This is a genomic window from Pseudoduganella sp. GW821-FHT11H04 (assembly GCF_058807935.1).
Map to the genome: position 1 here is coordinate 1 of NZ_JBXARE010000001.1, position 25027 is coordinate 25027.

Annotated in this window: 24 protein-coding genes; 12 read left to right on the plus strand and 12 right to left on the minus strand. The window is 58.1% G+C overall.

Annotation, left to right across the window (positions count from 1 at the left end; all coding sequences use genetic code 11):
- Positions 1-123: 123 nt before the first annotated feature.
- From AC1RTP_RS00005 to AC1RTP_RS00040, 8 genes are all read right to left on the minus strand, one after another.
- Entirely contained in the window at positions 124-555 is a 432-nt protein-coding gene (locus AC1RTP_RS00005; RefSeq protein WP_498603884.1) for a hypothetical protein, read from the minus strand.
- 64 nt (positions 556-619) lie between these two features.
- Entirely contained in the window at positions 620-1009 is a 390-nt protein-coding gene (locus AC1RTP_RS00010; RefSeq protein WP_498603886.1) for a DUF7674 family protein, read from the minus strand.
- Between the two features lie 94 nt (positions 1010-1103).
- On the minus strand, positions 1104-1484 hold the full coding sequence (locus AC1RTP_RS00015; RefSeq protein ID WP_498603887.1) for a hypothetical protein: 381 nt from the start codon (positions 1482-1484) through the stop codon (positions 1104-1106).
- A 168-nt stretch (positions 1485-1652) separates the two neighbouring features.
- Positions 1653-3542 (minus strand): molybdopterin molybdotransferase MoeA, encoded by a 1890-nt coding sequence (gene moeA / locus AC1RTP_RS00020; protein WP_498603888.1) that lies wholly within the window; start codon positions 3540-3542, stop codon positions 1653-1655.
- 7 nt (positions 3543-3549) lie between these two features.
- A complete protein-coding gene (gene moaA, locus AC1RTP_RS00025; protein WP_498603889.1) occupies positions 3550-4662 on the minus strand; it encodes a GTP 3',8-cyclase MoaA in 1113 nt (370 codons plus the stop codon).
- 13 nt (positions 4663-4675) lie between these two features.
- Positions 4676-6037, minus strand: coding sequence for a chromate efflux transporter (gene chrA, locus AC1RTP_RS00030; protein WP_498603890.1), 1362 nt, complete (start codon positions 6035-6037; stop codon positions 4676-4678).
- Positions 6030-9185, minus strand: coding sequence for an Rne/Rng family ribonuclease (locus AC1RTP_RS00035; RefSeq protein WP_498603891.1), 3156 nt, complete (start codon positions 9183-9185; stop codon positions 6030-6032). The genes chrA and AC1RTP_RS00035 overlap by 8 nt, the downstream gene beginning before the upstream one ends.
- 108 nt (positions 9186-9293) lie before the next feature.
- Entirely contained in the window at positions 9294-9524 is a 231-nt protein-coding gene (locus tag AC1RTP_RS00040) for a hypothetical protein (RefSeq protein ID WP_498603892.1), read from the minus strand.
- Positions 9525-9749: 225 nt separating this feature from the next.
- Between AC1RTP_RS00040 and AC1RTP_RS00045 the strand changes: the two genes are divergently transcribed.
- Genes AC1RTP_RS00045 through AC1RTP_RS00060 form a run of 4 tightly spaced genes read left to right on the plus strand, consistent with a single transcriptional unit; the run spans position 9750 to position 12814 of the window.
- Entirely contained in the window at positions 9750-10769 is a 1020-nt protein-coding gene (locus AC1RTP_RS00045) for an RluA family pseudouridine synthase (protein WP_498603893.1), read from the plus strand.
- Positions 10770-10779: 10 nt separating this feature from the next.
- On the plus strand, positions 10780-11439 hold the full coding sequence (locus AC1RTP_RS00050) for an HAD-IIIA family hydrolase (protein ID WP_498603895.1): 660 nt from the start codon (positions 10780-10782) through the stop codon (positions 11437-11439).
- Positions 11439-11804, plus strand: a complete 366-nt coding sequence (locus AC1RTP_RS00055; RefSeq protein WP_498603896.1) for a Rieske (2Fe-2S) protein — start codon at positions 11439-11441, stop codon at positions 11802-11804. Before AC1RTP_RS00050 ends, AC1RTP_RS00055 begins: the two co-directional genes overlap by 1 nt.
- Positions 11801-12814, plus strand: a complete 1014-nt coding sequence (locus AC1RTP_RS00060; RefSeq protein WP_498603897.1) for a S49 family peptidase — start codon at positions 11801-11803, stop codon at positions 12812-12814. The genes AC1RTP_RS00055 and AC1RTP_RS00060 overlap by 4 nt, the downstream gene beginning before the upstream one ends.
- Positions 12815-12944: 130 nt before the next feature.
- Here AC1RTP_RS00060 and AC1RTP_RS00065 read toward each other — a convergent pair whose 3' ends face one another.
- Positions 12945-13238: a hypothetical protein gene (locus tag AC1RTP_RS00065; protein ID WP_498603898.1), complete on the minus strand. Its 294-nt coding sequence runs from the start codon at positions 13236-13238 to the stop codon at positions 12945-12947.
- 143 nt (positions 13239-13381) lie between these two features.
- Between AC1RTP_RS00065 and AC1RTP_RS00070 the strand changes: the two genes are divergently transcribed.
- Positions 13382-14098 (plus strand): pseudouridine synthase, encoded by a 717-nt coding sequence (locus AC1RTP_RS00070; RefSeq protein ID WP_498603899.1) that lies wholly within the window; start codon positions 13382-13384, stop codon positions 14096-14098.
- Positions 14099-14152: 54 nt separating this feature from the next.
- Here the strand turns inward: AC1RTP_RS00070 and AC1RTP_RS00075 are convergent, their stop codons facing one another.
- Positions 14153-14581, minus strand: coding sequence for an EF-hand domain-containing protein (locus AC1RTP_RS00075; RefSeq protein ID WP_498603900.1), 429 nt, complete (start codon positions 14579-14581; stop codon positions 14153-14155).
- 9 nt (positions 14582-14590) lie between these two features.
- Positions 14591-14968, minus strand: coding sequence for a VOC family protein (locus AC1RTP_RS00080; RefSeq protein ID WP_498603901.1), 378 nt, complete (start codon positions 14966-14968; stop codon positions 14591-14593).
- A gap of 147 nt (positions 14969-15115) precedes the next feature.
- Here AC1RTP_RS00080 and AC1RTP_RS00085 point away from each other — a divergent pair, with 147 nt between their 5' ends.
- On the plus strand, positions 15116-15916 hold the full coding sequence (locus AC1RTP_RS00085; protein WP_498603902.1) for an RpnC/YadD family protein: 801 nt from the start codon (positions 15116-15118) through the stop codon (positions 15914-15916).
- Here AC1RTP_RS00085 and AC1RTP_RS00090 read toward each other — a convergent pair.
- Positions 15913-16320, minus strand: coding sequence for a DUF2061 domain-containing protein (locus AC1RTP_RS00090; protein ID WP_498603903.1), 408 nt, complete (start codon positions 16318-16320; stop codon positions 15913-15915). The two genes, AC1RTP_RS00085 and AC1RTP_RS00090, sit on opposite strands and share 4 nt — an antisense overlap.
- Positions 16321-16408: 88 nt before the next feature.
- Between AC1RTP_RS00090 and AC1RTP_RS00095 the strand changes: the two genes are divergently transcribed.
- The 6 genes from AC1RTP_RS00095 (at position 16409) to AC1RTP_RS00120 (ending at position 25024) form a co-directional block, all read left to right on the plus strand.
- The gene (locus tag AC1RTP_RS00095) at positions 16409-17449 is read left to right on the plus strand and encodes a fumarylacetoacetate hydrolase family protein (RefSeq protein WP_498603904.1); all 1041 of its coding nucleotides are present in this window, start codon (positions 16409-16411) and stop codon (positions 17447-17449) included.
- A 99-nt stretch (positions 17450-17548) separates the two neighbouring features.
- Complete coding sequence (locus AC1RTP_RS00100; RefSeq protein ID WP_498603905.1) at positions 17549-19987, plus strand: SLBB domain-containing protein; 2439 nt, start codon at positions 17549-17551, stop codon at positions 19985-19987.
- Between the two features lie 5 nt (positions 19988-19992).
- Positions 19993-21276 carry a nucleotide sugar dehydrogenase gene (locus tag AC1RTP_RS00105; protein ID WP_498603906.1) on the plus strand — a complete coding sequence of 428 codons (1284 nt, stop codon included), beginning with the start codon at positions 19993-19995 and terminating at the stop codon, positions 21274-21276.
- On the plus strand, positions 21276-22325 hold the full coding sequence (locus AC1RTP_RS00110; RefSeq protein WP_498603907.1) for an NAD-dependent epimerase/dehydratase family protein: 1050 nt from the start codon (positions 21276-21278) through the stop codon (positions 22323-22325). Before AC1RTP_RS00105 ends, AC1RTP_RS00110 begins: the two co-directional genes overlap by 1 nt.
- 23 nt (positions 22326-22348) lie before the next feature.
- On the plus strand, positions 22349-23548 hold the full coding sequence (locus AC1RTP_RS00115) for a GumC family protein (RefSeq protein ID WP_498603908.1): 1200 nt from the start codon (positions 22349-22351) through the stop codon (positions 23546-23548).
- Positions 23549-23566: 18 nt separating this feature from the next.
- Positions 23567-25024, plus strand: a complete 1458-nt coding sequence (locus tag AC1RTP_RS00120; protein WP_498603909.1) for an oligosaccharide flippase family protein — start codon at positions 23567-23569, stop codon at positions 25022-25024.
- Positions 25025-25027: the final 3 nt, after the last annotated feature.

Consider the following 25027-nt stretch of genomic DNA (forward strand, 5'->3'; position numbering starts at 1 on the left):
TTCGTAGTTTGCGTTTCATAGCAACACTCCTCCTGCCTAAGCAGTTTATAGTGTTGCGTCGACCGATTGAATCCGCACCCCTTCTCGGACCTTAGCATTTATATTGCATTCGCCCCAAGGTCGTCATCTGAACAGCCAATTCGCTGTTTGCACAAGTGGAGAAATCCATAGTAGGTAGAGCCTAAACTTATGGAAACCTGAAAACGATGGGCCACCTTTATAGTTCATTGCGCCCGTCTTTGCGTTTATTAGGAGTACGTTGTCTTCACGCCTACCTGCAAAGCCAGTTAGAAATGGTGCGATCCAGACGCCATCAACCATCGACACCTTATCCGGGGCACCACAAGCACTACTCGCGTACACGTCAAAATATGCCTGAGAAATGATTTCAGCCTCATGTTCATCAATGCCATTCTCGATGTCTACAAGTGCCAAACTCGAGGCTAGCTTTTCTCGATAATCAGTGGCTTCAACAGTAACCAAAAAAATTGTAGCGCACGGAATTAAAATCAATGCAATGAGCAAATACTTCAAAGTGCGTCGAAGCCAAAACATTCCCAATGCTCCTATGGATGGCTGTTCTTGGCCGGTTGTCGCCTCTACTTCGCACCGGTCGTTCCTACAGTTGGTGACTCGTACGGGAAAGCGTTTCAAAGTGTGCCTCAAGCTCTGCAAAAGCATCCTTTAAAAGTGGCGGCAACAAAGTTTGTGCCTCAGTAATCTCTGGCGATCCTTCTCCTAGGAAGACGTTTTCTAGATACGAGACATAGACTGCATTTCGAATGAAGTCATCTCCATTGGCGAAAATCCCGGCAATAAACTGGAAGTGCGCCTCCACGGTCTCCCATGTGCTTGATGTTATTGCGATTCGCGTTGCCTGAGCGACGTCGCCCATTTCTGAATGCAGAAGCCCACTTGCGAATTCGCTGATGTTGGACGCGACTTCCGGAAAGCGCTCAGCCAACATATGCAGGAATGTTTCTCGATCAATTGTCGATGGCTCGTTCATAAATTTCTCTGTTTCAGTCCTCGTCCGCTATTGGCCGGATGCACCCGGCGGAAGCAGCACACTGGTGCATCTCTTTCTTGGTCGCGCATGGCGCTCAGTATCGCAACAAGTCGCATTGCGCGATGGAGAAGCTCTTCCCCCGCTCAGGCGGCGCCTTGGGAAAAGTTACTGTGAAGCGTTCGTTATTGTCGCCCGCTTTTTCTGCCACAAAATATTGCTCACCTCGCGAACGTGCTATCGCGCACATTCCCTTTAGTACAAACATTGAAGATGAAACGGAACCTCCAGTGCGACGTACTATTTGAACGGTCGATGACTCGGCCTGACGGTCGACTTCGTGGAACTCCATGTCAAGCATCTTCCCATTTTCAACAGGTTGATCCTTGACGATTAGATGGATCAATGGCGTTTCTTCGGCATTAGCAACTAGCGGAAACATGAGAAAGATCATTACTCTGGCAATAAGCTGTTTCAACGAAACCCCTCTGTGAGTCTGAAAAATTGGCTTTGGGCGACAACCTGTGTCCGAATCAGGCCTGTCTGATTCAACGCGGTGCAGGTTAGCATCTTGCCTTTCTTCAAAGCTCACACTTTGTCACGTCGTACACAAGCTTATGATGCTTGCCGTCCAGGCCTTCTACATTCAGATCAGGCCTTCGAAGACGATCACGTCGACCAGGTCGCCCTCGGCGACATTGCCTTGTTCGTCGTGCAGCACCACCATGCAGTTCGCTTCGGACATCGAGCGCAGGATGCCCGAGCCTTGTGAGCCGGTGATGCTGACTTCGCGCGTGCCGTCCAGGGCGGTGCTGAGGATGCCGCGCTGGTATTCGGTGCGGCCCGGTTTCTTGCGGATAGCTTTGGTGGAGCGCACGCGCAGCAGCTGGTCGCCGGGCGAGTCGGCGCCCATCATGCGCAGCAGGGCGTGGCGGGCGAAGAAGTAGAAGGTCACCATGACAGCGACCGGATTGCCGGGCAGGCCAAACAGGTAGGCGCTGTGGCCGTTGGAGCGAATGCGGCCAAAGGCCATAGGGCGGCCAGGGCGCATGCCGATTTTCCAGAAGTGTACGTCGCCCAGCGTGGCCATGACTTGTTTGGTGTAGTCGGCTGCGCCGACCGAGACGCCGCCGGAGGTAATCACGGCGTCGGCGCATTCGCAGGCGGTGCGTAGGGCTTCTTCCAGCGATGCGGCGTCGTCTTTCACGATGCCCATGTCGACGATATCGCAGCCCAAGCGCTGCAGCATGCCGAACAGGGTGTAGCGATTGCTGTCGTAGACGCAGCCTTCGGCCAGCGGCTCGCCGATCGAGCGCAGTTCGTCGCCGGTGGAGAAGAATGCTACGCGCAGGCGGCGCTGCACCGGCACTTCGGCCAGACCGAGCGAGGCGACCAGGCCCAGGTCGGCCGGGCGAATGATTTTGCCTTTGCGCAGGGCGGGTGTGCCGGCTGACAGGTCTTCGCCTTTGAAGCGGCGGTTGTCGCCTGTGCGCACGGTGTTGGGTGCGATGGTCACTGCAACGTCGCTCAAGTCGGCCGCTAGTTCTTGCGGCAGCACGGTGTCGCAGCCGTCGGGCATGACGCCGCCCGTCATGATGCGTACGCATTCGCCTGGGCCGGGTTTGAGCGCGGAAGGGCGGCCTGCGTATGCGGTGCCGATCACTTTCAGCGTGGTGTTGCTGTCCGCTTTGAGCTGGGCGCCGGCGAAGGCGAATCCGTCCATGGCGGAGTTGTCATGTGCAGGCACATTGATCGGCGAAATGATGTCCGCTGCGAGCACGCGATCGAGCGCGCTGCGCAGGGCGACCTTCTCGATGCCGCGCACCGGCTGGATAAATTCGCGGATGATGCGCTGCGCATTCCGCACCGGCAGTGCGTCGGGATCGTAGCCGGACAGGCAGCTGGCCACGTCCTTCAGCGAGGGATTGGCGGCGGCATCTTCTTCTGTCTGCAGCTCGGCCAGTGTGTTGATATTGCGGAAGGCGGCGGCATCGCTGAACAGCACTTCCGCCACCTTGATCGATTTGTACCAGCCATCCATTTTGCGCGAGCCAGCCTTCAAATATTCGTCGAGCGCGGGCAGGGCGCTTTTGCGCACCAGGCAGAAGACGGGGTGCAGCTGCGTGCGAGACTTGCCGTCGTCGTCGGTTTCCAGCGTGGATGCCACGGCGAGGTCGGCGCCTTGCGCGTTCAGTGCTTCGTACAGGCGCTGCGCCAGGTCGGAAGGCAGGAAGGGTGAATCGCAAGGGGCGGTCAGCAGCAGGTCGGTGGGGCAATGGCGCAGGCCAGTTTGCAGGCCGGCCAGCGGACCTTCGTAGCCTTCCAGTTCGTCAGGCAGGACTTCCGCACCCAGTGCGCTGTAGGCGCCGATATTCCGGTTGGCGTTGATGGCGACGCTGGCCACTTGCGGTACAAGGCGCTGCAGCACGTGCGAGGCCAGCGTTCCGCCGCGGAAGGGCTGCAAGCCTTTATCGACGCGGCCCATGCGGGTGCCGCGGCCGCCCGCCAGTATCAATGCGCTGATGCTGTTTTCCATCGCCAGCTTAACCCCCGATATATGACATTTCGACTTTGCCGTCGCGGCCTTGCGCCAGGCCTTCTGTATTGATGGTACGCTGTTCGGAATAGCGGTCGCCGCGTACGCGCCACAGCGCGCCGATGGCGGACGAGATTTCCTCGTCGCTGCGGCCTTCGCGCAGCAGTGCGCGCAAGTCGTGGCCGCGCGTGGCGAACAGGCAGGTATAAAGCTTGCCTTCGGTCGAGAGGCGGGCGCGCGAGCAATCCTTGCAGAAGGCGTGCGTGACGCTGGAGATCACGCCGATCTCGCCGCCGCCATCGACATAGCGCCAGCGTTCGGCAGTTTCGCCGGTGTAGTTTGGATCGACGGGAACCAGCGGCATCTCTGCGCCGATCATGCGCACGACTTCCGCCGACGGGATCACGTCGTGCATATTCCAGCCGTTGGACGAACCGACGTCCATGAATTCAATGAAACGCAGGATCGCTGGCGAGCCTTTGAAATGGCGCGCCATCGGCAGGATCTCTTGCTCGTTCATGCCGCGCTTGACCACCATATTCACTTTCACCGGACCCAGGCCGACGCTGTGCGCGACGTCGATCCCGTGCAGCACGTCGGACACGGCGAAATCGACATCGTTCATGCGCTTGAAGATGGCGTCGTCCAGCGCGTCGAGCGAAACGGTGACGCGTTGCAGGCCGGCGTCTTTCAGCGATTGCGCTTTGCGCGCCAGCAGGGAGCCGTTGGTCGTCAGCGTCAGGTCGAGCGGTTTGCCGTGCACGGTGCGCAGTTCGGCCAGCATCTCGATCAGCTTTTCGATGTTCTTGCGCAGCAGCGGTTCGCCGCCGGTCAGGCGGATTTTCTCGACGCCGTGTTCGACGAATAAGCGCGCAACGCGGGTGATCTCTTCAAACGTGAGCAGGGCGTTGTGCGGCAGGTACTGGTAGTCCTTGTCGAACACTTCCTTCGGCATGCAATAGACGCAGCGGAAGTTGCAGCGGTCGGTGATGGAAATGCGCAGGTCGTGCAGCGGACGGGCGAACCGGTCCTGCAAGCTGCCGCTTGGCGCCTCAAGTGTTGCCGGGACGGCCGGCGCCTGGCTGCGGCCATCGTTCAGAAGGATGATTTTTTCGGTCATGCTGGGTGCTCGGTTACACCCGGTACGATAGCACGATGCCAGCAATTGCACAGGCCAGCAATACGCGGATTGTTCCTTGCTTGTACTGCATTAAGGCGATGGCGGCTGCGGCGGCAATGACGACGGCAGGCCATTCCCAGCGGCCAGCGGGGTGGAACACGTGAATACCGAAAAATAGTGCCAGACTGGCAATCACTCCAACCACGGCGGCGGAGATGGCGGTGAGCGGGGCGGTCATGCGGATATTGCCGCGCGTGGATTCGACCAATGGCCCGCCGGCGAGAATGAAGATAAACGATGGCACGAAGGTGAACCAGGCAGCGACCAGTGCGCCGACTACCCCGGCCAGGCCCGGATGGGCGGCAATGGCTTCATGTGTCCAGCCGCCGACGAAGCCGACGAAGGCGACCACCATGATCAACGGGCCGGGCGTGGTTTCGCCCAATGCCAGGCCGTCCACCATCTGGGCTGCGGTGAGCCATTGGAAGCGTTCGACGCCGCCCTGGTAGACATAGGGCAGCACGGCGTAGGCGCCGCCGAAAGTCATCATGGCCGCTTTGGTGAAGAACCAGCCCATTTGCGCCAGGGTCTGGTCGACACCGAATATCCAGGCCAGCAGCAGCCAGCCGCCCGCCATCAGCGCGATGCCGGCGACGCTCACGCGTGCCAGTCCGGCCCAGCTGAAGCGGGCGTGGGGCGGGGTGGGAGTGTCGTCGTCGATCAGGGCGGGGGCGTGGGCGCCTTGCGATTTGGCCGGGCCGTGTGCGGCGCCGCCCAGTGCGAACAGGTGTGGACGCAGGCGGCCGCCAATCCAGCCCAGCAAGGCAGCGGTGCCGACGATGGCGGGGAAGGGCAGTTCGATAAAGCTGATGGCGATGAATGCGGCAAAGGCGATGGCCATCAGCGGGCGGTTGCGCAGCGTGCGGGTGCCGATACGCCAGGCTGCTGCCAGCACGATGGCTACCACGGCGGGCTTCATGCCGTAAAGGATGCCGGCGATGGCGGGCAGGCTGCCGTAGGCCATATAGGCCCAGGACAGGCCAATCAGCAGCAGTAGCGAGGGCAGGACGAAAAGCACGCCGGCGATGATGCCGCCCAAAGTGCGGTGCATCATCCAGCCGATGTAGATGGCGAGCTGCGTGGCTTCAGGGCCGGGCAGCAGCATGCAGTAATTCAGTGCGTGCAGGAAGCGGTGTTCGGAGATCCAGCGCCGGCGTTCAACCAGTTCGGCGTGCATCATGGCGATCTGGCCGGCGGGGCCGCCGAAGCTGATGAAGCCTAGCTTGAGCCAATACAGGAAAGCTTCCTGCAAGGGGACGTAAAAAAGGGAAGCGCTTGGCTTCCCTTTTTCGTCAGCGTTTGGCCGATTAGCCATTCGCTTTCGTTTCAACCTGCACCAGCGGCTCGCTGGCGACCTGCGGCTGCGGCTTGCGCTCGCGTGGCACGCGGATCGGTTGGGTGGTGACGGCGGCTGCGGCAGCTTCTTGTGCGGCACGCACTTTCGCTGGGTCGGTCACGGCCATCGACAGGCCTGCTGCTGCCAGCATGGTGTCGACGTCGACTTTTGCAGCGGCTGGAGCAGGAGCTGGTGCAGCAACCGGGGCTGGAGCAGGCGCAGCGACCGGCGCGGCAACCGGCGCAGCTGGCGCTGGTGCGGCTGCTACCGGAGCGGCAACGGCTGGCTCAACCACGTCAGCGGCGACTTCTTCTGCGGTTGCCGGTTCGGCAGCGGCAGGAGCAGGCTCGGAGAATGGCAGCGAGGCTTGCGGCGAAGCTGGAGCGGCAGCGACCGGTTCAGCGGCTGGAGCAGCCACTGGCAGGTCTACGGCAGCAGGTTCCACCGGAGCGGCAACAGGTGCAGCCTCAACCGGCGCAGCAGGAGCGGCGGCTGCTGGTGCGGCCACCGGTGCGGCCACAGGAGCAGCTACGACTGGCCCAGCTACAGTTGGCGCCTCGACAGCTGCGGTAGCAGCAGCCTGGGCAGCCGAACCTTCGGCTGCAGCGACGCTGGCAGCTTCGGCGGCAGCCGGTTCAACGGCAGCACTGACGGCGACGCTTGCAGGAGCAGAGGCGACAACCGGGGCTGCTGGTGCAGACTCGATAGCGGCCGGTGCAGCGGCGTGTTCAACTTCACCTTCAGCCGGAGCAACAGTAAACGTTGCTTCGGTCGCGCCTTCCGCACCTTCCACGTCCTCAACGCCTTCGCGCTCGCGACGGTTACGGTTGCGGCCACCGCGGCGGCGGCGGCGGCGTGGCTCGTCGCCACCTTCCGCGCCTTCGTTCTCTTCACCCTCAGGACCGGTGTTGGCAACAGCTTTCACCAGGACCGGAGTTTCAGGAGCGCCGGTGCCGGTGCCTACTGGACCGACGCCTGCTGCTGCCAGTGCCAATTCCTCGGCCTTGGCTTCTGCTGGAACTGGCTTCTCGCCACGTGGCTCACGCGGTTGGCGCGGCTGGCGTGGTTCACGCGGCTCGCGTGGCTCGCGCTCGGCGCGTGGTGCTGCTTCGGCGCCTTCACGCTGTTCGCGTGGCTCACGCGGCTGGCGTGGTTCACGTTGTTCACGCGGCTCGCGAGGTTCACGCTGTTCGCGCGGCTTGCGGGCTTCTGCTGCCGGTTTAGCTTCTTCTGCGCTTGGACGGGAACCCGGTTCGCGGTCTTCACGATCGCCTCGGCCGCCTTTGCCGCCACGGTTACGGCCACGCTGGCCGCGATCCTTGCGGTCGCCGCGATCACCGTTGGCTGGCGCCTTGGTGACGATGACTGGTGCTTTCGGCTTCACCGGCTCTTCCTTGTCACCACCGGTGAAGAAGGAGATCAGCTTGGCGAAGAAGCCTTTTTCTGCAGGAGCTGCGGCAGCAGCGCGTGGAGCAGCGGCAGGCTTGGCAGCCTCCGGCTTATGTTCCACCAGCGGAGCTGGTTGCTCAGGGGTAATGGTCTTGACGACGGCTTCCTGGCGCGGCTTGGCTTCTTCCTTATGGCGCTTGGAGAACGACATGTCGGTCTCGGCAGTTTCTGCCATGGTGTACGAAGCAGCGTGGTCTTCCAGGCGTGGATCGTCGTGCTTGATGCGTTCCAGCTTGTAGTGCGGGGTTTCCAGGTGCTTGTTCGGGATCAGGATCACGGTGATGCGGTGACGGGTCTCGATCTTCAGCACTTCGCCGCGCTTCTCGTTCAGCAGGAAGGCAGCCACGTCGACTGGCACCTGCACATGGATAGCGGCGGAATTTTCCTTCATCGCCTCTTCCTGGATGATGCGCAGCACCTGCAGGGCGGACGATTCGGTATCGCGGATGTGGCCGGTGCCGGAGCAGCGCGGGCAAGTCACGTGCGAGCCTTCCGACAGGGAAGGGCGCAGGCGCTGGCGCGAGAGTTCCATCAGGCCGAAGCGGGAAATCTTGCCCATCTGGACGCGGGCACGGTCGTGGTGCAGTGCGTCTTTCAGGCGCTGTTCAACTTCGCGCTGGTTCTTCGACACTTCCATGTCGATGAAGTCGATGACGATCAGGCCGCCCAGGTCGCGCAGGCGCAGCTGGCGGGCCACTTCGTCGGCGGCTTCGCAGTTGGTGTGGAAGGCGGTGGTTTCGATGTCCGAACCGCGGGTGGCGCGGGCCGAGTTGACGTCGATGGACACCAGGGCTTCGGTGTGGTCGATCACGATGGCGCCGCCGGATGGCAGCGGCACGGTGCGCGAGTAAGCGGTTTCGATCTGGTGTTCGATCTGGAAGCGGGAGAACAGCGGCACGTCGTCGCTGTAGCGCTTCACGCGGTGCACCATGTCCGGCATCACGTGCGACATGAACTGGTGCGCCTGCTCGTAGATCTCGTCGGTGTCGATCAGGATCTCGCCGATGTCAGGCTGGAAGTAGTCGCGGATGGCGCGGATCACCAGCGACGATTCCTGGTAAATCAGGAAGGCGCCGGTAGCACCCTTGGAGGCACCTTCAATGGCGCGCCACAGTTGCATCAGGTAGTTCAAGTCCCACTGCAGTTCTTCCACGGTACGGCCGATGCCGGCGGTACGGGCAATCACCGACATGCCTTGCGGCAGGTCCAGCTTGTCCATGGTTTCGCGCAGTTCCTGGCGCTCTTCGCCTTCCACACGGCGGGATACACCACCACCGCGCGGGTTGTTCGGCATCAGGACCAGGTAACGGCCAGCCAGCGAGATGAACGAAGTCAGGGCTGCGCCCTTGTTGCCGCGCTCTTCCTTCTCCACCTGCACCATGATTTCCTGGCCTTCGCGCAGCGCTTCCTTGACGGATGCATTGCGGACGTCGACGCCTTCGCGGAAATAGGAGCGGGCAACTTCTTTAAAGGGGAGGAAGCCGTGGCGGTCTTCGCCGTAGCTGACGAAGCAAGCTTCGAGGGAGGGTTCGATTCGAGTGATGACGCCTTTGTAGATATTGGACTTGCGCTGCTCTCGTCCGGCGGTCTCGATGTCGATGTCGATCAATTTTTGACCGTCGACAATTGCTACGCGCAGCTCTTCTTGCTGCGTAGCATTAAACAACATGCGTTTCATTTTTATTAACTCCGCGACCCTTGGGCCATGTCAAAGCCGCCTCCGGAGAGACGGCGAAGTACAAGGATATACGCGTGAATTAAGGAGGCTGTAGGGGGAAATGCCGCGTCATGCGGCAGGCGCAAAGCGCTGCCGCCGCATTGGGCGCATGAAGCCGATCGTCATGCCGAGTTTGCGCACTGCGTGCAACATCATCCAACGGCCCGAACTTTTCGGGTGGCGGGAGAATGCAGGCGTGCGCACATCGTCGGGCCAGGACATCTTGTATGGTGCCTTGGCGAAACGGCAAGCGTTATCGACTTCATCAACCAGCGAGCAACGACTGTAGTGCTTGCTCACCGGACTTATCCTAACAATCCAGCCAGTCTAATTCAGCACACGAGCGCTCGAGCCGATGGCAACAGTGGTTGCGACCCTGATCGGCGCACGAATGTGCGTATACAATTTTTCCCCACTGAATTTGCGTTTGGCGAGGCCAGTGGATACGCCCCTGTGTAAAATGTACGTTTAATTCTTTACACGTGCAGCAATTAAAACTGCGGCAAAAACGATTATATATTCAAAATGAAGGACTTAGAGAGAAATTCTGGGAAGTCGGGCCAAAACAAGCCGCAAAAAGCCGATTCCGCTTCCCCCCAACAGGTCCTGCCGCAAGCGCAATTCGTGACAATCACTGAAGAAGAGGCCGGTCAGCGGATCGATAACTACTTGTTGCGCATTTGCAAAGGTGTGCCGAAGAGCCACGTCTATCGTATCCTGCGCTCGGGTGAAGTGCGGGTCAACAAGGGCCGTATCGACCAGTTGTACCGCCTGAATGCCGGCGACCTGGTCCGCATTCCGCCGATTCGCATTGCTGAAAAGCAAGAGTCGAACGTTCCGGCCGCCGAATTCCCCGTTATTTTCGAAGACGCCAACTTGCTGGTGATCGACAAACCGTGCGGCGTGGCCGTTCACGGCGGCTCCGGCGTCTCGTTTGGCGTGATCGAGCAGTTGCGCGCCGCTCGCCCGGATGCCAAGTTCCTGGAACTGGTGCACCGCCTGGACCGCGAAACATCGGGCCTGCTGTTGATCGCCAAGAAACGTACCGCCCTGACCAACCTGCACGACCAGATGCGCGACGGCCTGACCGACAAGCGCTACCTGGCCCTGGCAGTGGGCGACTGGAAGAACAAACGCCAGCACGTGAAGTTGGCATTGCATAAATTTACGCTGGCGGACGGCGAGCGCCGCGTGCGCGTGCAGGCCGATGGCCAGGCCTCGCACACCGTTTTCAGCCTGCTGCAGAAATTTGAAGGCTTCGCCCTGCTGGAAGCCGAACTGAAAACCGGCCGCACCCACCAGATCCGCGTTCACCTGCAATCTTCGGGCTTCCCCATCGCAGGTGACGATAAATACGGCGATTTTGCACTGAACAAGGCTTTGCAAAAAGCCACCGAAACCCGCGGCGCGCTGAAACGCATGTTCCTGCACGCCTACCAGATTACGTTCACCCACCCGGAAACGGGCAAGTCTATGACCTTGAATGCGCCTTTGGCCGCCGAATGCCAGCGATTCTTGGTAAGCTTGGGAAAACCATTGAATTGAGAAAAAAATAATGCCGCGTAAGCAATTTGACCTGATCGTCTTCGATTGGGACGGCACGCTCATGGACAGTACAGCCACTATCGTGAAGTGCATCCAGGGCGCCGCCAAGGATCTTGGCCTGCCGATCCCGAACAGGGAGCAGGCCGCCCACGTGATTGGGCTCGGCATGGCTGAGGCCATGCAAGTGGCGATGCCGGGCCTCGACCCGAAAGTTTATCCGCGCATTGTGGAGCGTTACCGCTATCACTACCTGTCCAAGGATCATGAGCTGACCTTGTTTGATGGTGTGCCAGAAATGTTGCAGGATTTGTCACAGCAGGGCTACTTCCTTGCTGTCGCCACCGGCAAAAGCCGTGTTGGCCTGAACCGTTCGCTGAACGCGGCTGGGCTGTTGTCGACTTTCGATGCCACGCGCTGCGCCGACGAGACTTTCTCCAAGCCGCACCCGGCCATGCTGCAGGAACTGACCCGCGAACTGGGCCAGGACCTGCGCCGCACAGTCATGATTGGCGACACCACGCACGACTTGATGATGGCGCAAAATGCCGGATCGTCCGGCATCGCCGTCGAATATGGCGCCCATCCGCTGGATCAACTGGCCGCCTGCAACCCAGTGTACTCGGCCCGCACGGTGCCGCAGCTGCACGAATGGCTGAATGAGAACGCGTGATGGCCGCTGAAATCCTGGTCTGCGCAGCTGAAGCGCTGCTGGAAGGCGGCAAGGGCATCCGTTTCCCGCTGCGCGCCGGCGGTGAAGACACCACCGGTTTCGTGGTGCGCTATGGGGGCAAGGTTTATGGTTACCTGAACCGTTGCGCCCATGTACCAATTGAGCTCGACTGGGCCGAGGGTGAGTTCTTTGAATCGAGCGGCTTATATATTATGTGTTCCACCCACGGCGCGATATATATGCCGGAAAATGGGCAATGCGCCGGCGGCCCATGCCGCGGCGGGCGGCTGCGCCCCATCGCGGTAAGCGAGCATGACGAGAACATCTACTGGCAGCCGGACGATTACGTAGGCCCAAGACCATGAGCGATAACAACGAGAACACGCAACCTTCACCAAATCCGGCGCCACCGCCGCCCCCGGCAGAGAATCCACCCATCAATTGGGAACGCGAGGTGTTGGAAAAGCTGGTCTTCGCCACGCTGAAAGAGCAGCGCGCCAATCGCCGCTGGAGCATCTTCTTCAAGGTGTCGATGCTGGCGATTATCTTCTTTGCCGTCGCCAGCTTCTTTGGCATCAACCTGATGGGCGGCGATGCGGAATCGCTCGGCCGCCACACGGCGCTGATCGAGATTGAAGGCAGTATCGAGTCTGAAGGCAGCGGCGCCGCCGACGTGGTGATCCCCGCCCTGAACAAAGCTTTTTCCGACAGCGGCTCGGTCGCCATCGTCCTGCATATCAACAGCCCGGGTGGCAGCGCCGTCCAGGCCGGCATGATCGTGGACGAAATCCACCGTCTGCGCCAAGGCTACCCGCAAAAGCAACTGTACGTGGTGGTCGATGAAATCTGCGCTTCCGGCGGCTATTACATTGCCTCGGCAGCGGACCGCATCTACGTGAACAAGGCCAGCATCATTGGCTCGATCGGCGTGCTGATGGACGGCTTCGGCTTTACCGGCACGATGGAAAAGCTGGGCGTCGAACGCCGCCTGCTGACAGCCGGCGAGAACAAGGGCTTCATGGACCCGTTCAGCCCGCAGTCCGAAAAGCAGAAGCAGCACGCCAAGAGCATGCTGGCGGAAATCCACCAGCAATTTATTGAAGTGGTGCGCGAAGGCCGCGGCAAGCGCCTGAAGGAAACGCCGGAAATGTTCTCCGGCCTGTACTGGACTGGCGCACGTGCCATCGAGATGGGCCTGGCCGACGACCTGGGCAGCGTGGACAGCGTAGCCCGCGATGTGGTCAAGGCGGAAGACATCGTCGACTACACCCAGCACGAAAACCTGCCCGAACGCGTGTTGAAAAAGTTTGGCGCAGCAGTGGGCCACGGGGCCATCAAGGCTGCTGCCGAGGCAGCCAAGCCAACCCTGCGCTAAAGGCTAGCTCAGCAGTCAACGTTGGCATTTATGCCTAGATTTTGCCTTGCCATTTCCTCGACGTGGACTATATTGACGGTGTAGTTCGATTCAAGGGGAGGGCGAATAGGCAATCAATTCTTGAGGCAGACTACGCAGCCGCATTACGGATGCGGACTTGAGTGAATTTACATTCCTCGTCACTGTCTCTTTGAGAGGCAAGAGAACGGCGGCCCATGGCCGCTGTTTTCGTTTCTGCACATTGGACTTCGGCTGCAAAGCCGCCATGCACCAGCCACTCCACCAACTCCAAATTGCGTTGATGCCGCCACAGCGCCTGCGGCATTGCACCAGCCTGTCCGCTCCAGCGCGCGACAGCCAATTTGGTTTCCAGTGAGGCAGCATGGGCCTGCGCCAGCGATTTACGGTTGATGTTGAACTTCATTGCCGAGATCTCCCAAAGAAATTCCTATAGCCCATTCAGCAGATTCCTAATGCTATTTAAGTGTACCAACTCAACCGGCACGCCCTTTGATCTGCATCAATAGGAAGCTTTGCGGTAGCGTAAATCCGGTAAAATTCCGCCCCATGAGTAAATTATCCCTGGACCGAATCCTGCAGTCGCAAGGCTTCGGCACCCGTAAATACTGCCGCGCCCTGATCGAAGACGGAGACGTTGCCATCGGCGGCGCAGTGCAGGACAACTATAAAGCGACAATCGAAACCGAGGGCCTGGTGCTGGAAGTGTTCGGCGAGGAGTGGGTCTACCGCGAGCACCTCTATATTGCGTTGTACAAGCCGTCCGACTATGAATGCTCGCGCAAGCCCAGCCACCATCCCGGCGTGCTGACCTTGCTTCCCGAGCAATTCACCTGGCGCGAAGTGCAGCCGGTGGGCCGCCTCGACCATGACACGACAGGCATGCTGCTGATCTCGGATGACGGCCCTTTCATCCACGCCCAATCCTCACCCAAGCGCCACGTGCCAAAGGTCTACCAGGCCACCACCGCCGAACCGGTAACGGAAGAACTGGTCGCCCAACTGCTGGCCGGCGTCCAACTGCACGACGAACCAGCCCCACTGGCCGCCGTCACCTGCATCAAACGCGGCGAAAACCAGCTTGAAATCGTGCTGGAGCAAGGCAAATACCACCAAGTCAAGCGCATGCTGGCCGCCGCCGGCAACCACTGCACCGCCTTGCACCGCTCCGCCATCGGCCAGCTCGAGCTAGCAAGTCTCGGCCTGCAAGAAGGCGAATGGTGCTACCTAACCCCCGAACACCTAGCCCTGCTAACCCCCACCTGACAGCCAGCACGACGGTGTCTGACCCTGCGGGTCAGACATCGGTTTACCGGTTTTCTACGGTTTCCGCATCATCTGTGCATGCCCCGCAGCCATTTCCTCCCTGCTCAGGAACCCATCCTTATTAGCATCCATCTTCGCAAACATGGCTGCCGAACCCTTCGCATGTTCATCAGCAGTAAGAACACCATCGCCATCACCATCCACCGCCTTGATCTTATCCGCCGCCGACATATCCGACTTCTTCGCCGCCTGGCCAGTGATTGCCAAATGCGCCGCCGTCATCTCAGCCGCAGTCACCTTGCCATCATGGTTAGCGTCCATCTTCTCAAACATGGCTTTGGCCCCTGCCGCATGCTCGGCAGCTGAAACCTTGCCATCATGATCCGCATCCATCGCCGCGAACTCCTTCTCAATTGCCGGATTCGCCGCCGCCTGAAGCGCGAATAACGCCCCCGCAACGAACGTAAGTGCTTTCGAATTCATGTCGTTCTCCTATCCACTGACAATGCTCAGAATATTGCCGTCGGCATCCCTGAACCACGCCACTTTCATGCGGTCGCCGACATGGATATCGCCTTCCAGCGTCAAGCCCGGCATGTCGTAATGCTCAAACTTCACACCCTGGGATTTGAGCCGCGCCGCAATCGCCTCCAGCTCGCTGCCCACATTCCACATCACAGTGGTCGCCTTATTGGTGCCCGCAAACTCCGAGCGATAGACGTTAAGCCTGGTCGCGCCGCTGCGAAAGATCAGAACCTGCTCTTCCGGACTGTCGAGTTTTTCAAGTCCGAGAACCTCTTCGTAAAACCTCGCCGCCGCAGCCAGGTCCTTGACTGCGATCATTGCGATTGCATCTGAATCAGCAAGCATGATTTGCCTCCTGCTTTGATTGACTAGAGGAGGCTAGGCCCGGCACCCCGCCGCGTCCGTTCGCTGCCGCACCCGGACAACTGAATTCTCGCCAAGCCTTGCGCGCGGCCAAGGATCGACGCCCTCCGCGCAAATAGACTCTCAAACATGGCCTTCCTCAGCGACACAAGCTGCAAGCAAGTATTCTCCTTTCCGGAGATGGCGAAAGAGCTGCTATGTGCGGCGATAAACCAAGCGTGGGTACGTGGCATGGCGGAAGGAATTCAAACACTTCCGATAGTGCTCTACACCGGACGTGTGCGGTGGCATGTGAAAACGAGCATTTCCACCCTGTCTTTTGCGCAGCCGGGGCTGGAGCAGTTTGAAGCGCTGTTCAGCTATCTGCTAATTGACCGCTATCTCATCCAGGATCAATCGAATATTGTCTATCTACTACTCGAATTGAATCAGGTTGCCCATTCCAGGGCACTCCGGGCCATGCTAAAAGAATTGAACTTATGGTGCGGACGACAGTCAAATCTACAACTGGTGCAGACCATCGTCGCGTTAATTGGAGCCGAGGTTTGGTCTGAAATCAAATGCCCGGCTGTGCCGCAGCCATCAACGCTGGAGGAGGTAATTGAAATGATGGACACTCTGTCGCAATGCTTCATCGAATATTTTAAGGCCGAGACGAGAAGGGAAGAACGTATCAAAGGCATGTGGGAAGGCCGAAAGCACGGCCGAAGGTTGGCACGCGAGGCTGGTCGCATGGAAGGGCGGGAAGAGGGGCGGGAAGAGGGGCGCCAAGAATCCCTGGTAGAGCTGGTCCGCATGTTGCTCGAGCGGCGTCACGTCCAACTTTCGAGCTCAGCTGTCGAGCAAATCCAGCGCGCCGAGGTTCCAACCTTGAACAACTGGATCGAGCAATTGGTTTCCGAAGAAATTCCCGCGGAGTTGAAGCCTTAAGTCGCCGCCGCTCCAGATGGCATTCCCCGAAGCACGTGGCGATCGAAAAGCCGGTCGTGGAAAGGAAGTGCGATCACATTAATGATCGGCTCAAGCACAGCTGCAAGGCCACCGAACGCCAACGAACCAGTAGCGCAATACAGTACGCCAAACGCGACAACCGCATGCATCAGGGTTTGCGAGATTTTCTCCCCGGCGAGCAATGCCACCCGCCGGCCCGGTAGGCGGGCGCGCAATGCACGCCATGCCCGCTCGTGGAAGGGCAGCAGTACAACATTGATCACAGGTTCCAGCAGCGCCGCAAGGCCGCCAAACGCCAGGGAGCCCGTCAGGACGTACATCAAACCGAACGCGATCCCCATGTGGGCCGTTACTTGGCTGAGTTTTTTCGCCGCAATTGCCATGTTCGAGTTCCTTTCTTAGTTGAGCAAATGGTAATGATTCTCACCAAGGAGGTAAAATTGATTATCTCTACCGAATCAATAGCAATCCATGAAGCTAGCCACCCTGAAAGACGGTACCCGCGACGGCCAACTGATCGTCGTTTCCCGTGACTTGAAGACCGCCGTGGTCGCCGACGGCATCGCCCGCAGCCTGCAGCGCGCCCTGGACGACTGGTCTTTCATCTCTCCCCAGCTCGAAGAGGTCTACCGCCAACTGAACGATGGCAAGGCCCGCCGCAGCTTCGACTTCGAGCCGAAAGACTGCATGGCCCCACTGCCCCGCGCCTACCAGTGGGCAGACGGCTCCGCCTACGTGAATCACGTCGAGCTGGTACGCAAGGCGCGGAATGCTGAAATGCCAGCCTCGTTTTGGGAAGATCCGCTGATGTACCAGGGCGGCAGCGATGATTTCATCGGCCCATGCGACGATATCGAGCTGAAACACGAGGAGTGGGGCATCGACTTTGAGTCGGAAATCGCCGTCATTACCGACGATGTGCCAATGGGCGCCACGCCTGACCAGGCCTTCCAGCAAATCCGCTTGCTGATGCTGGTCAACGACGTTTCCCTGCGCAACCTTATTCCAGAAGAGCTGGCGAAAGGCTTCGGCTTCTTCCAGTCAAAACCGGCCAGCAGCTTCTCGCCGGTCGCTGTTACCCCTGATGAGCTGGGGGAGGCGTGGAAGGATGCCAAAGTCCACCTGCCACTGCGCTCCACCTGGAACGGCAAACTGGTCGGGCAGCCGAATGCCGGCGTCGACATGGTGTTCAACTTTGCACAGCTGATTTCGCACCTGGTGAAAACCCGCAACGCCCGGGCCGGGACGATCGTTGGCTCCGGCACCGTATCCAACAAAGATGCGAAGAAGGGCTATTCCTGCATCGCTGAAAAGCGCTGCCTGGAAATGATTGCCGATGGCAAAGCGACGACGTCTTTCATGTCATTCGGCGACACGATCAAGATCGAAATGCTCGATTCGGAAGGTAAATCGATTTTTGGCGCCATCGAGCAGGCAGTGCACCAGTTTGGACGGCCAAAGCCAGTTCCAGCAGAAGTACCTACGAGTAACCCTGATGCGGTAAATGGCTGAGTGGTTAATGTTATAATGTAATATTTCCACGGCGTGATTCCGGATGGCAAGCGCCTTACCGCTAGTTTCGCCTGAGTTTTTCTTCGAACCAGATCCCACATGCGCCCAATCATTCGTTCCACCTTGGCCCTGAGCCTGGCCGCGAGCAGCCTTGCGTTTGCTCAGGACTCCATCAATAAAAACGATATGCCGGACCCGCGTTCCAGCATTGACCAGGCGCCTGTGAGCGTTGGCGACATCCCTGGCGCACCGCAAGGCATGACGCAGTCGCGCACCCGTATTAACAATACGTTATCGAACTACACTGATACGAATACTTCGCGAGCCCAATCGACGCTTACACGTGACGTACAGCAGCAGCAAGTCGTTGTGAGTAACAATATGGGGCAGCCTCGGGCGCCAAGCGAATTCCAGAAATTCGTAACCGAAAACCTGGGCAAACCACTGCCGGTATTTGGCTCCGAGTTCTTTAGCAATGCTCCTTCGACCTTCGCCCCCGTGCAAAATACGCCGGTGCCGGCCGAATACACCCTGGGTCCTGGCGATGAGGTGTTGATTCGCGGCTGGGGCACTATCGACGTCGACTACCGTGCCACCATTGACCGAAACGGTCTGGTGACCGTCCCTACAATTGGGCCTGTGGTTCTGGGCGGAGTAAAGGCCGGTGATGCCGAAGGTGTGGTGCAGCAGGCAGTCAGCAGGCTGTATAAAGGTGTTAACCTCAGCGTAAACTTCGGCCAACTGCGCGCCATTACGGTATATGTAGTTGGTCAGGCAAACCGTCCGGGCACTTATACGGTATCGAGCCTGTCGACTCTGGTGACGGCCTTGTTCGCCAGCGGAGGCCCTAACGCCAACGGTAGTATGCGTCGAGTCGAAGTTAAGCGTGGCGGCAAAGTTGCGGCAACCCTTGACCTGTATGACTTCATCGCTAAAGGCGACCGTTCCGCCGACATTAAGCTGCGCGATGGCGATACGATCTACATCCCGGCAGCAGCGGGCTTCGTTGCATTGACCGGCAAGGTCAATTCGCCAGCAATTTATGAATTGCGCAATGGTGGCGACACCGTGCAGTCGATGCTGGACTTTGCCGGCGGCTTGCCAGTCGTAGCTGACCCGCGTCGTGCCTATCTGGAGCGAGTGGAACCTGGCAAGAACCAGCCGCGCAGCGTTGACCAGTTTGCCCTGCAGGGCGAAGGGCTGGCGCGCCAACTGAAGAATGGTGACGTGTTGAATGTCGTCGCCATCAAGCAGGACTTCTCGAACGCCGTGGTTTTGCGTGGCAACGTTGACCAGTCGGTGCGTGCGCCGTTCACTCCTGGCATGCATGTCAGCGATTTGATTCCAACGCGTCAGTATCTGATGACCCGTAAATTTGTTCAGCGTCAGAATGCCGTCGTAAATGGTGGCAGCGACCAACTTGATAATCCGCAGGATCGCCGCACGGCTCTACAACGTCAGAACAGCGCTTTGGGCCTCACGGGCAATGATCGCTTTGGTACGCATGAGGGAGACGGCGAAGATGCGTCGGTTGCGTCTCGCATTGGCGACCTGATGGATGAAATCAACTGGGATTACGCCGTGATCGAGCGCGTTAACCGCGAAGACCTGAGCGTTAACCTGATTCCGTTCAACCTGGGCCGCATGTTCGATAACCCAGGCGGTCCAGACAACGTGGAACTGCAGCCGGGTGACACCGTGACGATCTTCTCGCAGCGTGATATGGCTGTGCCAGTCGATAAACGCCGCGTCTTCGTACGGATCGAAGGCGAAGTGAAGGTGCCGGGCGTGTATCAAATGGGCGCCGGGGAAGACCTGCAAGCCTTGATCGCTCGCGCGGGCGGCCCAACTTCGAATGCCTATGCATTCGGCACTGCTTTCTATCGCGAGCAAGTTCGTAAGGAACAGGAAGCAAATCAGGAAAAAGCTGCAAACCGTCTGGAATCGCAGTTGCGCTCCGAGCAATCGCGCCTGCTGGCCAATGTGCGCGGCAACTCCGCTGCGGATGCGCAGATTGCCGAAGCACGTCGCCAGGCCGACATGCAAATGGCGCGCGAAACGATTTCCCGCTTCCGCCAGATGAAGCCGAGCGGCCGAATCGCCTTCGGCCTGTCGCAAGATGAACGTTCGCTTAACCACCTTCCGAAGCTAAAGCTGGAGAATGGCGACCGCCTGGTAATCCCAGCTCGACCTGACTTCGTGCACGTGTTCGGCGCTGTCAATGCTGAATCGTCGGCTCTGTGGCGCCAGGGTATGACCGTCAACGATTACCTGAACAAGGCGGGCGTGAACGCCGAGGCTGATACCGACAATATCTTCGTCATTCGTGTCGATGGTTCGGTTGCGGCCAACAGCGGCACCAGCTGGTACTCGCGCGGCGTTGGCGGAATGGAAGTCATGCCGGGCGACAGCATTGTCGTGCCTGAGAAACTGGATAAGGAAACTGCATGGTCCCGCTTCACTGTCGGTCTGCGTGAATGGTCGCAGATTCTCGCCAACTTGGGCCTCGGCGCCGCAGCAATCAAAACTCTGAAATAAGAAATATGCATCAACGTAAAATCTCTGTGGTCGGCCTGGGCTATGTAGGCTTGCCGGTCGCTGTGGCCTTCGGCATGAAGGCCCAAACAATCGGTTTCGATATCAACGAACAGCGCCTGAGCGAATTGCGCGAAGGCCATGATCGTACAAATGAAGTCGAGTCCGACCAATTGCGTGCAGCGGAAATTCTGTACACCTCCGACACCGCCGAACTGTCGCAGGCGGACTTCCACATCGTCGCTGTACCGACGCCAGTGGACGACGCGCACCAACCCGACCTGACGCCAGTAGAGCGCGCGTCTGAAACCGTTGGCCGCGCACTTAAGCGCGGGGACATCGTTGTCTTTGAATCGACGGTTTATCCTGGCGTGACCGAGGACGTTTGCGTGCCAATTCTGGAGCGCGTGTCTGGCCTGCGTTGTGGGTCCGACTTTACCGTTGGCTACAGCCCTGAGCGGATTAATCCGGGTGACAAGGAACACACCTTCACCAAGATTCAGAAAGTGGTATCGGGTCAAGATGCTGCGACGCTGGAAGTGGTTGCAGAGGTGTATGCCTCGGTGGTGACGGCTGGCGTATACCGTGCCGCCACCATCAAGGTCGCAGAGGCCGCGAAGGTAATCGAGAATACCCAGCGCGACCTGAACATCGCATTGATGAACGAACTTTCGCTGATTTTCGAGCGCCTTGGAATTGATACTAATGACGTTCTGGAAGCAGCCGGTACCAAATGGAACTTCCTCAAGTTCAAACCGGGTCTGGTGGGCGGCCATTGCATCGGCGTTGACCCTTACTATCTGACACACAAAGCGGAAAAGCTGGGTTATCACTCGCAGGTGATCCTGGCGGGGCGTCGCATCAATGACGGCATGGGTGCGTATATTGCGCAGCAGGCGGTCAAAGAGCTGATTCGTTCCGGTCATCATGTTGCTGAATCGGTGGTTACCGTATTAGGTCTGACGTTTAAAGAAAACTGTCCTGACCTGCGCAACTCCAAGGTCATCGACGTGATCCGCGAACTGCAATCGTTCGGCGTACGCGTGCAAGTGAGCGACTGCGAAGCCGATCCTGCAGAAGCGCAGCACGAATACGGCATTGAACTGACCGCAACCAACGACCTGCAACCGGCGAACGCTGTAATCGTGGCAGTAGCGCACAAAGAATATGCTGGCTGGGATGCATCGCAATATCGCAAGCTCCTGGGCGCCAAGCCACTGGTGCTAGATGTCAAAGGCGTCTGTGAGCGTGAACAGTTTGCCGAAGCTGGCATTGAACTGTGGAGACTTTAATGTCAGCGTTTGAATCGGTAAAGGCCAAATTGCGTGCCGAACCCAAGGTTTGGCTAGTAACTGGTGTGGCTGGCTTCATTGGCTCGAATCTGCTGGAAGCGTTGCTGAAGCTGGACCAAAAAGTCGTCGGGTTGGACAACTTCGCTACTGGTCATCGACACAATTTGGACGCGGTCCGTAAGCTGGTGACTGAGGATCAATGGGCGCGCTTCCGTTTCCATGAAGGTGACATCTGTGATATCGCCGCATGCAATCGCGCAGTAGAAGGCGTTGACTTCGTCCTGCACCAAGCAGCATTGGGTAGTGTGCCGCGCTCGTTGCAGGATCCTGTTCGTACCAATGACGCCAACGTGTCTGGCTTCCTGAATATGCTGCTGGCTAGTCGTGACGCAGGCGTCAAGCGATTTGTGTATGCAGCTTCAAGTTCTACTTATGGCGACCATCCAGGCCTGCCTAAAGTTGAAGATGTTATCGGCAAGCCTTTGTCACCATACGCAGTGACCAAGTATGTCAATGAGCTTTATGCCGATGTATTTGGTCGCTGCTATGGTTTGGCTTCGATTGGCCTGCGTTACTTTAACGTATTTGGTCCACGTCAGGATCCGGAAGGTGCCTATGCTGCCGTGATCCCCAAATGGTACGACGCGATGATTCGCGGCGAGCAAATCTTTATCAATGGTGACGGGGAAACCAGCCGCGATTTCTGCTTTATCCAGAATGTGATGCAGGCCAATATCCTCTCTGCAACTACGTTGGACGATACCGCGGTTAATCAGGTTTACAACGTTGCAGTGGGGGGGCGTTTGACGCTCAATGAGCTGTTTAGCCTAATTCGTGAACGCGTAGCGCGCGCCTACCCACAAGCAGCGGATGCTCACGTTGCGTATCGCGCATTCCGTGCCGGTGATGTTCGCCACTCTCAGGCGGATATTGCCAAGATTTCGGATCTGCTGGGCTATTTGCCAACCCATGACGTAGCAATGGGCCTCGATGCGACGACTCCGTACTACGCTTCCCTGAGCGTGGTGCCATGCGATCAATCGAATTAATTCTCGCGACAATATTTTGAGCTATGGAACCAATTAATCGCGTAACACAAGAAAACGAAGGTCAAAAGCGGGAGCTGGACCTGATGGACGTGGCCATCATCCTGGCCAAGAATAAGCGTACTTTGCTTACGATTCCGCTTGTAGTTGCAGTCATTGCGGCAGTTGGCAGTTTGCTGATGCCAAATGAATATAAAGCAAACACCAAGATTTTGCCGCCGCAGCAGGCACAGTCAGGTGCCGCGGCATTGTTGGCTCAATTGGGAGGCGTCGCAGGCGCGGCTGCAAGTGCTGCTGGCGTGAAGAATCCGAACGACCTCTATATTGGCATGCTGAAGAGCCGCAGTGTTATGGACCGGATCATCAGCAAATATGACCTGAAAGCGGTTTACGACGAAGAGTTCCTCGAAAAAACGCGCAAGAAACTTGAGGAAAACACTTCCATCGCATCCGGCAAAGATAATCTGATCAACGTCGAAGTGGAAGATACTGATCCCAAGCGTGCTGCGGCAATGGCAAACAGCTACGCTGATGAACTCCTGCGGCTGACCAAGGTCCTTGCAGTAACGGAAGCTTCGCAGCGCCGTCTTTTCTTCGAACGCCAGTTGACGGCAACCAAGGACAACCTTGCAAATGCTGAAAATGCACTTCGGGCCGGCCTGGATGCGCATGGCGTTATCAGCGTAGATGCCGACAGCCGTGCAGTTGTGGAAACTGCAAGTCGTCTGCGTGCTCAAATCGCAGCCAAGGAGATTCAGCTGGGTTCTATGCAGGCCTTCGTCACTGCAAACAACAACGAATACAAGAAAGTCCAACAAGAGTTGGCGAGTTTGCGCCAACAATTTAACCGTTTGCGGGCAGGCGGTGATGGGGCGGAAGACAATGCTGCTGCCTCGAACCCAGCAGGCCTGGAAAACATCAAGCTGGTACGAGACGTCAAGTACCACCAAATGTTATACGAACTGCTTGCGAAGCAATACGAAGTCGCCCGATTGGACGAAGCCAAAGATGCTTCGATTATCCAGGTACTGGACGCCGCTCAAGTACCTGAGAGAAAAGCCAAGCCTTTGCGTGCGCTGATCGTTGCAGTGTCGACGGCCTTAGCGTTCTTCGTCGCTGCTGGTTTCGTCCTGCTGCGTGAATCCCGTCGCCGTGAAAACGAGGGTGCTGGTTCGGCTACCCGTTGGAGCGAGCTGAGGAAGCACCTGAAATTTAGCGCGAAGTGACGCATTGGAATATCTCGCATGCTGATTCGTCATGGCCTGATTTATTTGTTGGGCAGAATAACGCCCGCCGCCACAGCGATGATTACGCTCGCACTGTTCACGCGCGTCTTAACGCCGGAACAGTATGGGAGCTACGCCTTGGCGATAACCCTGATGGGACTATTGAACATAGTCTGCTTTCAGTGGCTGGCGATCAGTATCGCGCGGTTTTATCCTGAATTTGTTGACCGCGCTCGCGCATTTTTTTCCACGGCTTTAGTCAGCTTTATCCTACTTTCCGTAGTGGTTTGCGGCATTGGTGCGCTGGTCGTCTTGCACTGGGACTTTGGAATTGACCACAAGCTTTTGTTGATGGCACTGCTGTTGAGCATGGGCCAAGGCTGGTTTGAGCTCAATATCCGAATTTCCAACATCAAGCTGAGTCCGGGCCTTTACAGCGTAATGACTACCGCTAAGGCGATCATTGCGTTGTTGCTGGGATATTTCCTGATTAAACAAGGCGCAGGTGTGATGGGCGCGTTGCTGGCCCTCTTCCTGGCCTTGGTGTTTCCAACCGTTTTAGGTTGGAGGTATTGGGCGGGGGTAAAACCTGATCTCTGCGAGAAATCCTTGGTGCGCCAGTGGGCTGCATACGGTATTCCCTTCGGCGCGACGGCGGCATTGGTGTTTGTCATCGATGCCTCAGACCGGATATTTCTTAAGCATTTCATGGGTATGGCAGCCGTGGGTATTTATGCGCCCGCCTATGACTTGGCAAGCCAAACTCTCGGTGTGCTGATGGCGATCGTCCATTTGGCCGCGTTTCCCCTCGCAATCGCTGCATTTACCAAGAGTGGGAAGGACGCGGCCAAGAAACAGGTGCAGTTGAACGGCCTCTTCTTCTTTGCGATCTCCCTGCCTGCGACGCTGGGGTTGGCAATGCTCGGACCTGAAATTGCCACGTTACTGATGGGGCCGTCTTTTTCCGCCAGTGCGGCCAAGGTAATTCCTGTGATTGCGGTGGCGACTTTGATGGCTAATATTCGCACGTATTACATCGACTATCCATTCCTCCTTCAGAAAACACCGAAGTATCAATTGTGGAGTGTCATACTCGCCGCAGCAGTAAACGTCGTCCTGAACATCGTGCTGATTCCAGCATGGGGAGTAATGGGTGCCGCTTATTCGACATTGATTGCATTTTCTATTGCCGTAGTGTGCAGCCTATGGTTTGCGCGCGGGGAGATCGCGATGCTGGCATTGCATCCGGAGAGCTACAAGGTGCTCACGGCGACTGTCGGAATCATTCCGTGCCTGATGATTGGCCGTGAATGGAATTCGATTGCGATGGTGCTTGGTAAAGTAATGGCATCGGCCATTGTTTATGTTGGTATTTTGTTTGCCCTGAACTTTTTCCAGTGCCGAACGCATGGCCTGAGCTGGTTGAAGCGACGTGGGGCGGCGCAGGATGCTGACTCACCTTCATTTCATAATTGACTG